The organism is Paraburkholderia sp. BCC1886, assembly GCF_900996245.1.
Taxonomy (GTDB): Bacteria; Pseudomonadota; Gammaproteobacteria; order Burkholderiales; family Burkholderiaceae; genus Paraburkholderia.
Genome location: NZ_CAAJGK010000035.1, coordinates 161,077 through 171,785 on the forward strand (window position 1 = coordinate 161,077; position 10,709 = coordinate 171,785).

General features: G+C 61.5%; 11 protein-coding genes. 10 read left to right on the plus strand and 1 reads right to left on the minus strand.

Features of this window, described 5'->3' with window-relative positions:
- Positions 1-28: 28 nt before the first annotated feature.
- The 7 genes from FQ746_RS05435 to FQ746_RS05465 all read left to right on the plus strand — a co-directional run bounded on the left by FQ746_RS05435 (position 29) and on the right by FQ746_RS05465 (position 8,219).
- The gene (locus FQ746_RS05435) at positions 29-1,105 is read left to right on the plus strand and encodes a glycosyltransferase family 4 protein (protein WP_144107896.1); all 1,077 of its coding nucleotides are present in this window, start codon (positions 29-31) and stop codon (positions 1,103-1,105) included.
- Complete coding sequence (locus FQ746_RS05440) at positions 1,092-2,210, plus strand: polysaccharide pyruvyl transferase family protein (protein WP_144107897.1); 1,119 nt, start codon at positions 1,092-1,094, stop codon at positions 2,208-2,210. The genes FQ746_RS05435 and FQ746_RS05440 overlap by 14 nt, the downstream gene beginning before the upstream one ends.
- The gene (locus tag FQ746_RS05445) at positions 2,140-3,312 is read left to right on the plus strand and encodes a glycosyltransferase family 4 protein (RefSeq protein ID WP_144107898.1); all 1,173 of its coding nucleotides are present in this window, start codon (positions 2,140-2,142) and stop codon (positions 3,310-3,312) included. The genes FQ746_RS05440 and FQ746_RS05445 overlap by 71 nt, the downstream gene beginning before the upstream one ends.
- Positions 3,313-3,314: 2 nt before the next feature.
- Entirely contained in the window at positions 3,315-4,565 is a 1,251-nt protein-coding gene (locus FQ746_RS05450; RefSeq protein WP_144107899.1) for a hypothetical protein, read from the plus strand.
- Positions 4,562-5,950: a glycoside hydrolase family 71 protein gene (locus tag FQ746_RS05455; RefSeq protein ID WP_144107900.1), complete on the plus strand. Its 1,389-nt coding sequence runs from the start codon at positions 4,562-4,564 to the stop codon at positions 5,948-5,950. The genes FQ746_RS05450 and FQ746_RS05455 overlap by 4 nt, the downstream gene beginning before the upstream one ends.
- Positions 5,951-5,977: 27 nt before the next feature.
- Positions 5,978-6,877: a UTP--glucose-1-phosphate uridylyltransferase GalU gene (gene galU / locus FQ746_RS05460; RefSeq protein WP_144107901.1), complete on the plus strand. Its 900-nt coding sequence runs from the start codon at positions 5,978-5,980 to the stop codon at positions 6,875-6,877.
- Positions 6,878-7,058: 181 nt separating this feature from the next.
- The gene (locus FQ746_RS05465) at positions 7,059-8,219 is read left to right on the plus strand and encodes a porin (protein ID WP_144107902.1); all 1,161 of its coding nucleotides are present in this window, start codon (positions 7,059-7,061) and stop codon (positions 8,217-8,219) included.
- Between the two features lie 19 nt (positions 8,220-8,238).
- Here FQ746_RS05465 and FQ746_RS05470 read toward each other — a convergent pair whose 3' ends face one another.
- Entirely contained in the window at positions 8,239-9,240 is a 1,002-nt protein-coding gene (locus FQ746_RS05470) for a GlxA family transcriptional regulator (protein ID WP_409932366.1), read from the minus strand.
- Between the two features lie 382 nt (positions 9,241-9,622).
- On the opposite strand from FQ746_RS05470, the gene FQ746_RS05475 reads away from it, so the two are divergent.
- The 3 genes from FQ746_RS05475 to FQ746_RS34710 all read left to right on the plus strand — a co-directional run bounded on the left by FQ746_RS05475 (position 9,623) and on the right by FQ746_RS34710 (position 10,705).
- Complete coding sequence (locus tag FQ746_RS05475) at positions 9,623-9,868, plus strand: hypothetical protein (RefSeq protein WP_260853900.1); 246 nt, start codon at positions 9,623-9,625, stop codon at positions 9,866-9,868.
- Positions 9,869-10,217: 349 nt separating this feature from the next.
- Positions 10,218-10,490, plus strand: a complete 273-nt coding sequence (locus FQ746_RS05480) for a hypothetical protein (RefSeq protein ID WP_144107904.1) — start codon at positions 10,218-10,220, stop codon at positions 10,488-10,490.
- Positions 10,491-10,534: 44 nt separating this feature from the next.
- Positions 10,535-10,705: a hypothetical protein gene (locus FQ746_RS34710; protein WP_186310647.1), complete on the plus strand. Its 171-nt coding sequence runs from the start codon at positions 10,535-10,537 to the stop codon at positions 10,703-10,705.
- Positions 10,706-10,709 lie beyond the last annotated feature (4 nt).

The window sequence follows — 10,709 nt, forward strand, 5'->3', positions numbered from 1 at the left end:
TAGTTTCCTTAGCCAGAAGGGGTGCGATATGAAGATCGTTCACGTGGTCGAAACATGGATCGGCGGCGTAGCCAATTACGTGCGTGCATTGATGGTCGAGCAGCGCAATCTCGGGCATGAACTCGTGCTCGTGTGCGATCCGCGCAACTTGAAGCGGGCCGATATCGGCGTCGACGGTATTGTCATCGTCGATTACCGGTCCAGCCGCAATCCCGCCCTGATACCGCTAATCGCGCATCGTCTGAAGAAGCTGCTGGATAGCCTGCACGCCGACGTCATTCATTGCCACAGTACCTATCCGGGTTTGTACGTGCGGCTCAGTCGCTTCGATCAGGCAAAAATTCTTTATACGCCGCATGCGTGGTCGTTCATGAAGCGCGATATCTCTCCACTGACCCGGGTCGGCTTCGCGCTCGTGGAGAAAGCCTTGTCACGGCGTTGCACGCGAATCCTGTGTATGTCGTTCGACGAGGTACGCGCCGCGAAGCGTCACGGGATCGGTGTCGAGAAGATCGATCTGGTCTACACCGGCATCGCATCGGAAGCGACGGGGGAGCGCCCGGCAGATGCCTATCCGGCGACCCGGCTGGCGCCGGTGGCGATTCAGGTCGGCTACTTCGGCCGGCTCGATTATCAGAAAGGCTTCGACATTCTGTTGAAGGCGATTCCGTTACTCAAGGAGAGTTTGCACGTTCACGTGTTCGGTGCGGCCGTGCGCGGCGGCGTGGAGTTGCGCGCCGACGATCCGGCCGTGACCTATCACGGCTGGATCGGGCCGGAGGAGACGCGCCGCGCCATGCTCGCGATGGACGTGATCGTGGTGCCCTCGCGTTGGGAAGGTCTCGCGTTGGTGCCGATCGAGGCCATGCGCGCCGGCAAGGTGCTGGTGGTGTCGAGCGAGGGTTCGTTACCCGAGCAGGTAATCCATGGTTACAACGGCTTGATGTTGCGCGAACTCAGCGGCGCATGTCTGGCGGAACAGCTGAACGGACTGTCGATCGAGGAGTGCCGGCGCATGGGGGCGAACGCCCGGCATGTTTTCGATCACGCGTTCGGCGCGGACCGGTTTTTCAAATCACTCATGAGCTGCTATGAAAACGCCTGAGATCTTCCTGTTGCACGCCTACAGTCCGCGCAATAGCGGAGACGGGTTGCTGGTGAAACTGAGCCTGAGGGCCATCCGCGCGGCGGCGATCGAGCAGAGGGTGAGCGTGGTCTGTCTGGATAAGGCTGCGTTCGAGGGTTATCTGGACGACCCCGCTGTCGAACTGATTTCGTTGCCGCAGTTCGCGGCCCGAAGCTTGAGACGAATCGTAACCCGGCGTCCGGCGATTTTCTTCGGCGTAGGCGGGGGCTATCTGCGCTCCGGTACGGCCTCCGAGGGATGGAAGTCGTTAATCGCTCACGGCTCGCAAATCTTTGCCGCGAAACTCGGCGGGCGCAGCCGAACTATCTATTTGCCGCAGAGCGTGGGGCCGTTCAAAGGACTTTCCGGTGCAGTGCTCAAGACACTGGTCCGGCGCAATGTGGACACCCTCTTTTTGCGCGACGACAAGAGCGTGGAGGAGTTGCGGCATAAGCAGGCGCGGCGGATCGGCGATCTGGTCGTGCTCGAAATCGGCAAGCACCTGTCGATTCCGGATTCAGTCGCGGCGAACGCGCGCCGCAAAGTTTTCTTCGTGTTCCGCGATCTGAGCAGCAAAGCGTATTCCGAGACCTATCTCCGCAACATTCAACGTCTCGTGGAACTGATTCCCGATGCGCAGTTCGCGTTGCAGAGTTCGGGCCGCGGCAATAGCGACGACGTGTTCTACCAGCGCCGCTTCGGCATCGAATGCAAAAACCTGATGGCCGATGTTCTGCGCGAGGGCGATGCGATCGTGGTGTCGGTGCGTCTTCACGGCAGCCTCGAAAGCATTCTCGCGGGCGTGCCGAGTGTGCATCTGTCGTATGAGCGCAAAGGCCATGCGGCCTATAGCGACCTGGGGCTCGACGATTACGTTTTTGCAGCGGGCGAGTTCGATCCGGTCGCGGTGGCCGCGCGCGTCGAGCGCTTGCGGGACGACGCCGGTCCTTTCTGGAGCAGTTTCGACCGCGCGTCGGCGAACTGTTATGACGAACTGGTGGAGACCATCAAAGATGAAGTGCAACTCTTCGATCACGTTGCTCATGGACGGAAACTTCTCGCGAGTCGGAACGGAAATCTATAGTCCGCACATGGGGTATGAGAAATTCGCCGTGCGTTTTACGCAAAGTTTCGACGAGGTGCGCATTGCCGCGCGCTCGTTTCCTGTGTCGACAGGTGTCGGCAGTCGCGTCACCGGCGAGCGAACCGCATTTGTCGATCTCGGTGCAAATCGCGGCGTCGCGGCGCTGCTGTTCGGTATTCCTCGCCTCGTGCGGCGCGTTTATGCCGCGGTGAGCCGCGCAGAGGTCCTGGTGATCCGTTTTCCCGGCAACATCGCCATGCTGGGCATGCTGATCTGCCAATTCACGGGCAAACCGTTTTCCGCGGAGGTGGTGGCCGACCCCGCCGATTATTTCAGCGATGCGGGTTCGCGGCATCCGTTGAGACGCATCGCGCGCGTCGTGCACTGCTGGGCCACCCTGCATGCGGTGAGCCGTGCGCAAACGGTGCGATACGTGACCGCGCGTTCGTTGCAAAGACACTATCCGCCACGCCCCGATGCACTAGCGTTCGGATTCAGCGACGTCTATCTGCCGGACGCGATGTTCGACCAGGCGCCAGACGTCCCCGAAGTTCAAGGCCATGGTTTCCGGATCGTCAACGTCGCGATGATGCATAACGAAAGCAAAGGCCACGAAGTATTGATACGCGCCATCGCACAGTTGCGCGCAAGGCATGTCGACGTGCGGCTCACGCTGATCGGCGAGGGCGCACTGCGAGAGCGCTTCGAACGCATCGCGGCCGAACTGGAGGTGGCGGATGCGGTGCACTTCACCGGGGCGATGAGCGGCGACGAAGTACGCGAGCAGGTCGCCCGGCATGCGCTATTCGTGTTGCCGTCGTTTCAGGAAGGAATGCCGCGCGCGATGCTCGAAGCCATGGCGCTCGGTGTGCCGGTGCTGGCCACCCACGTGGGTGGAATCGGCGAGTTGCTGGAAGCGGAAAGCCTGCTGACGCCTGGCGATATCGACACACTGTCGGCGCGCATCGAAAGGCTCGCCACCGATACGGCGTTCCGTCAGGAGGAAGCGCGCCGGCATCGTGCCATTGCACGGTCGTTCCGCTTTTCGACCTTGCAGGCGCAGTATCGGCGCTACTGCAGCAAGCTCAAGGCGGCGGCCTGAGTATGAAAAAGGACTTTCTGTACGTCGTATTGGCTTCGGCGTTGCCCGCGCTCGGCAACTTCGTCGCGGTCGCCATGGCGTTACGTCATCTCGATCCGGACTGGCTGGGCAAATCGTACGCGCTGCTGGCATTTTTCTATATCGCGATCGATCTGTTCAACTTCGGCTCGCCGCGCATTTTCACGGTCGAACGGATTCGCGCGCGCGTCTCCACGCTGATTTTTCTCGATGTACTCAGCGCAACCGGTTCGACCCTCGTGTTTGCGTCGGTTGGTTTCTGGCTGACGAAGACGGGTCTGTTCGCACAACCGCGGTTTATCTGGACCCTGTTCGTTGCGCCGGCCTGCTATGGGTTGTCGCATTTCTCACTGGGCGTATTGCGCCTGTATGGCCGCAGCGGCACCGTGTGCGCGATCTCGACGGTCTCGGCAATGAGCCGCGTCGCGATCGTGGCGCTAGTGGTCTCCCAGCACCGCCTTCAGCCGATGTTGCCGGACCTGCTGCTGCTGGTGGAAGCGGCCTACGGCGCGATGATGTTGCTGGCGTATATCGCCACGGCGAGCGTGGGCAACAGGCGTCCGGCGGATTTCGCATCCTATCCCGACGCAAAGCAATTCGACCCGTGGACGTTTCCGTATCGCGAGTTCTTCAAGGAGAACCGCAAAGAGATTCTCGGCAGCTGGTACTCGAACGCGATCTTCTCCGGCGCCAAATTCGCGGACATCATGATCGTCACCGTTATCCTGGGTCCGGCGGCCGCCGCGCTGTACCGCGGCGTGAAGAGCGTGCATAACCTTGCGTTCAATAGCGGTCAGGCTTTCGCACTGGTGGTAAGCGGCAGGCTCGCGCGCGCCGGCTTGTCGCTGCAACGTGTTTCCGGTGCCATGGCCGTGGCCGGTGGCATCGGCGGATTGGGTTTGCTGGTGCTCGCAAGCTGGATTGCGTTGCGTGTGCATCTATTTCCGACGGCGCTGCTCGGCGCACCTGCGTTGCAGTTCGGCTTTCTATTCGCCGCGTTCCTCGGCGCCGGCGTTATTTTCGTTTGCCGGATTTTTTCGCTGCATGTGTTCGCGGTCAACCGGCGCGTATTCGTGGGCATTTCATCCGTGGAAGTGGGGGCGTCGCTGATGCTGGTGACCGTGCTGTCGTACGGGTTCGGTCTGATCGGTGCGACTTCCGGTATCGCGCTGGCCGGCGGAGTCGTGCTGGCCTTGTCGGTGAGTTTCAGCAGAAAGCTCATGGTCGCGGCATGAGACGGCGCACGCTATTGAAAGCAGTCGCGGCCGCACCGATACTGTTGCCGGCGGCGGCCATGCAGCCGGCTGGCGCTACGCCTGCCCCCGCATCCGCTTCCGGACTTTCGCGATACGTATTTGCCCACTACATGGTGGCGTGGCCGCGCGGCGGACCGAATGCGGGCGTCGAGGACTACGCGCTGGAAATACACGATGCGATGCAACGCGGTATCGACGGCTTCGCGCTGAACTGTGGCGGCTGGAGCGTGCACGAGCCGCAATACAAGGCGCGTGTTCTGCAGATCTACGAGGCGGCGGAACGCTTCGCCGGCGCGTTCCGGCTATTCGTATCGGCCGACGGTCACGCTCGGGACGAACTCGCCGACATCGTACACACGACGCGCGGCCTCGCCGCGCAACTGATGCAGAACGGCAAGCCCGTCTTGTCGGCTTACGGTCTGGGCGGTCGCGACATCGTCCGGGCCGATGCGTTGATGCGCGACGCGCAAAAGCTCGGCGCGTGGTTCATTCCACATTTCTCGCCGACGACGGGCGAAGCCGTGATCGGCGCGAATCAGGCTAGCGAGATCGCAACACGAATTGCCGGCGCGGACGGCTATTTTTTCTTCGGTGCGGCAGCCGCACCCGATTCGCTGGCACGCTCCATTGCGTTGCTTTCGACTGCGCTCAAGCGCGCGGGCAAGACGTTCATGGCACCCGTCACGCCGTATTACCGTGGTCTTTCGACGGGCACCAACTATCGCGCTTTCGAAACCGATGGCTTTAGCGGCATGGCAAAGGAATGGCGAGCGGCCATTGCTGCGGGGGCCAACTGGATTCAGATCGTGACGTGGAACGATTGGGCCGAATCCAGCTATGTCGCGCCGATTGGGTCGAGTAGCCGGGCGCAGATCTACAACCCGCGCTTCGGCTCGCTACTCAGTCACACGGGCTACCTCGATGCGAGCCGCCATTTTATCCGGTGGTTCAAGTCGGGCGTCGAGCCCGTCATCGAGCGCGATGAGCTTTATTATTTTTATCGCCTGCATCCCGTCGATGTCCAGACCAATCTGTTGCGCGCATTCACCGATCACGCCGCATTTCCGCCTAAGGCGAATGCAGCGTTGACGGCGTTGGTGCACGTCACCGCTTTCCTGAAGCAGGCCGCGACGCTCGAGATAACGTGCGGCGACACCCGGCGCGTCGTCGAATTGAATGCGGGTGTGAACGAGATCGCCGTGCCGTCGGCGCCGGGCGTACCGCATTTTTCGCTGATCCGGCACGGCGCGGCGGTACTGCAAAAGTCCGGCGAACTGGCCATCACGAGCAACGACTACAGCGGCGCGTTCAACTACTTCAGCGGCAGCTTGAGCGATGCCGGCGCTTCACAATCCAATCGATAAAATCCATCAACCTGAGAGGGAAAAGACATGCAGAAGGTGACCAAGGCGGTATTCCCGGTAGCGGGGTTGGGTACGCGTTTTCTTCCGGCCACCAAGGCCAGCCCGAAGGAGATGTTGCCCGTCGTCGACAAGCCGTTGATTCAATACGCGGTGGAAGAGGCCATCGCGGCCGGCATCACCGAGATGATCTTCGTGACGGGCCGTAGCAAGCGGGCCATCGAAGATCATTTCGACAAGTCCTACGAGGTCGAATGCGAACTCGAAGCGCGCGGCAAGGAGCAATTGCTGCGTCTGGTTCGCAGCATCAAGCCTGCCAATGTCGACTGTTTCTACGTGCGTCAGGCCGAAGCGCTGGGTCTCGGTCATGCAGTGCTCTGCGCGGAGAAGCTGGTCGGGGATCATCCGTTCGCGGTCGTGCTCGCGGACGACCTGCTGGACGGCGAGCCGCCGGTGCTCAAACAGCTGGTCGACAAATACGATCACTATCACAGCTCGGTAATCGGCGTCGAAACCATTGCGCGTGAAGCGAGCCGCTCGTATGGCGTGGTGGCCGGCCGCGAATGGGACGACGGTTTGCTGCGTCTGTCCGGCATCGTCGAGAAGCCGGCGCCCGCCGATGCGCCGTCGAACCTCGGCGTTGTCGGGCGATACGTGCTACGTCCCAGCATTTTCGATCATCTGCGCGCGTTGAAGCCCGGGGCGGGCGGCGAGTTGCAACTCACCGACGCACTGGAGGCGCTGGTCGCAAAAGAGCAGGTGCTTGCCTGTCGCTACGAAGGCAGGCGTTTCGATTGCGGCAGCAAGATAGGCTATCTGAAAGCTACGGTCGAATTCGCGTTGCGACACCCGGAGGTCAAGCACGATTTCGCGGACTATCTGCGCTCCGTCGATGTGCCGTTCGGACTCGGCATAGCAGAAACGGTCTGATTGTGTAGCGTCGTGTTGTTTTTTTTTCGCCACACTCCGAGTTCGTTTTGCAAGCACTATGCTCTCGCCATCTTCATTCGAAGGGCGCAAGTGCATCTCGCTTTGCCCTGCGTGTTCATGGCGCCACTGGAGTCGTGCAGTCGCGGCCATCGTCCACGTGCAAAACCTCGGAGCTTTCAGCATGAAAAAAACCTTACTGGCGCTGGCAATGTGCGGCGCGTTCGTGGGCACCGCGCACGCGCAAAGCAGCGTGACCCTGTACGGTCTGATCGACACGGGTCTGGTCTATACGAACAATCAGCTAGGCCATAGCAACTGGCAACTGGCGAGCGGCCTCACGCAAAACACCGTGTTCGGCCTGAAGGGTTCGGAAGATCTCGGCGGCGGACTGCACGCGGTGTTCAAGATCGAGCAGGGCTTCTTGCTGAATAACGGCGCGCAGGCATTCTCGGGCGACGGTTTCGGCTCGCAGGCCTGGGTCGGTCTGCAAAGCGATCAGTACGGCACGGTGACCTTCGGCCGCCAGTTCGACGTGATGAACGACCTGGTGGGCCCGCTGACCGCCGAATTCAACACGTGGGGCGGCAGCATCGGCGGTCATCCGTTCGAGAACGACAACCTGTCCGCCAATTCGGTGGTGGTCAACAACATGGCGAAGTACGCGAGCCCGACGTGGCACGGTGTCACGTTCGAGACGATGTACGCGTTCAGCAATAAGGCAGGCGACTTCTCGAACAACCGCTCGTACGGCTTCGGCGTGTCGTACGCGCAAGGTCCCATCAACCTCGCTGCGGGCTATCTGCAATTGAACAATGCGGGCAATGGCAGCGGCGCCGCGCCATCGAGCGACGCGAGCGCGGACTTCATCGCCGAACGCCAGCGCATCTGGTCGCTCGGTGGCAACTACACGTTCGGCCCGGCGACCGTCGGGCTCGTGTGGAGCCACTCGCAAATGGATAACCCGTCCGGCGTGTTCTCGTTCGGCACGGGCACCTACCTCGGCGCCGACGATGCGTCGGCCGGCACGCTGTCCGGTTCGCTGCGCATGGACAACTTCGAAGTGAATGCCAAGTACTCGCTCACGCCCGCGTTGACCGTCTCGGGCGCGTACACGTACACGCGCGGCGCCTACAACGGTTCCTCTCCGGGATGGAATACGGGCATGCTGCAGGCCGACTACTCGGTCAGCAAGCGCACCGATTTCTATGTCGAAGGCGTGTACCAGAACGTGCACGGCGCACCGGCGGATTCGGTGCTGTCGCATGCGATGATCAACACGCTGTCGCCGTCGGCGACGGATTCACAGGTGGCAGTGACGGTGGGCATGCGCCACGCGTTCTAGGGCGAGAGAGCCGGTGCGATCACGACAGAGCGTCCGGCGGCGTTTCCTTGCGCAGCCGGTAGTCGGTCGGCGTGGTGGCGAGATACTTTCTGAACAGCTTCGCGAGCTGGCCGCCGCTGCCGATGCCGCAGCGGCGCGCGATCTTGTCGATGGGCAGCCGCGACTCCACGAGCATCCGGCAGCTCAGATTCAGTCGTGCGCGCAACAGATAGTCCGATGGCGTCATGCCGATCTCGCTCTTGAAGCGGCGCAGGAAATTGCGCTCGCTCATGGCGGCGACCTGCGCGGCGGCGTCGATGGAAACAGGGCGGTCGACGTTCGCCTCGAGCCAGCGCGCGGAGGCGAGAATCTTCTCGCTGACCTGCGGGGTCGGGCTGTGCACGATCGACACGCCGAACGGCGAGGCCGTCTGCGGCGCGACCGAGTCGGCGACCTGACGGGCGAGCTCCGCGCCGAGGTCTTCCTCGATGATGCGCAGCGCGGTGGCCACGGCCGCCGGCGCATCGCTAAGCGACCAGCCGGCGCGGCGCTCTTCGGTGTAGAGCAACGGACAATAGCGGCTCGGCAATCCCGCGGCCTCGAGCAGGTCGCGCCCTTCGGCGATCGGATGAACGATCTCGCTGAACGGGTGACGACGGCGCAGCCAGGTCGCGAGCCGGTCGTCGCGGCGCGCGTGCTGTACGCCGGACCCACCGGCGATGAACAGCAGATGCGTGTCGTTGGTGCCGCGATGCGACTCGACGCTGTCGGTCCAGACGAACATCGACGACGAACTGGCAATCCGTCCACCGGCGGCCGACAGCAGCGAGACGTCGTAACGCGCGCGTCCGCCGCGTTGCGACGCGCTCAGCGCATTGGCCTTGTGGAATATCTCGATGAGCGCGGCGATTTTGGGCAGCGCAAAACCGTTGAAGAGTGCGATGTCGACACGTGTCATCGAATTCATTTGCGTGGACGAGGACTTCGTCGTCGGCATGAGACCGTGGCGCGGTCCGATTGACCGTGTATGTACCAGTTCCATTTGAATTTCCCCGAAATGTAATGGCCTGCAAAGTCTCCGGTTGAGACCCTATGTCGTTTTTGTTGTTGAAGCATGCTACGCAAATCGTTCTCGATTCATTATTACATGGCCGAATTAACCAACACATTGGCCGAACGCGACCCAGATGAATCCGGCAGCGCGTATCGCATGCGGGCTGGGCTTCGGGTTCACACTCAAGAGACTTCGGCAAGCGAATAATGTAATATTTTTATGAATTCGAGACGAGTCGCCGAGCTAATTTCTGGTAATGCCAGAACCAATGCCTGAAATAGAAATTTAAACATTCGTGGCATGATAATTACGCATCGCGCAGCTAAAAAAATACCGCGAAAGATTCGGTGGTTCGAAAAGAAGAGGGGAAATGTCGAGCAAACGATTGCGAGCACCTAAAAAAAGGGGCAACGGGGCCGTTAACGCTTTTATGCATATCGAAGACCTGAAACAGATTGTCGAGGCGGCCAGCGAGACGGCGGATACGCTGGTCGGCGCGCGGGCCTGGAAGAGTGCGGAAGATGCCAGGGCTATGCACGACGCGATTTTCTGGGACATGATCGCGAGGCGATTGCCGGACGTGAGTGTCACCGAACTGCTCTCGATACTGGATTGATTGCGGCGCCCCCGCTGCACGGGGCGGCTCGGGCGCCGTGTCCGGCCATCGGGGAGGATGAAAAAAAGCCTGCCGCCCGGGGGAGCGGCAGGCGAAAAATCGAGGGATGGGGTGCCTCGAAAGGCGGTTTCCCTCGAAAGACCGCTGCGGAGTGTAAGCGGCCGGATCGGCCGGCAAAGCCACGCGGCGGATAGGGTCAAGCTCTTGACCGAACTCAACCTGGGAGCGCCCAGGGCCCCGCTGCGCAGCGACGCGACGGTATAAGCGCGGATTTGGCTTCTATTCGACCAATTGATAGCCGGACCGCAGGTGCACACTGGCAGTACGCCAATCGAGCAGGGAGTTTCAAATGTCTGTTGATCACGATAAAAACCGTCGGTTGGATCTGGGTTTGCTGGAAGTGTCGGCCTGTGCGGCAAGCGACGCCCCGGACAGCATGCGCGGCCTGCATCTCGCGTCGGAGTCGGTGTTGCGGCTCGCCATGCAGACGCACGCCGCCGTTGCTCGCGGCGACGCGGCCGGCGCCAGCGCTGCCCGCGTGGTGCTGCAGGCGCAACTGGCGGTGACCACCGGTTTGATCGAAGCGATGTTGCTCGACGAAACGCCTGGCACCCGGCACTGATACGCGGCGAGGCCGCACCGTTCTGCAACATTCTGAAGATCGACATGAACGCTTTGACCGTTTTTCTGTGTATCTGGGCCATGGTCGCGGTTTGCGCGATCCTGTTCATCCGCGGCGCCACGCTGCGTGACGAGCAGCCGGGACAAACGCCGTTTGCGGCCAGAGCGCGTTCCACTCGCCGTTGGATGGCGCTTCGGCCGGGTGTCGGCAAGTAAGGCA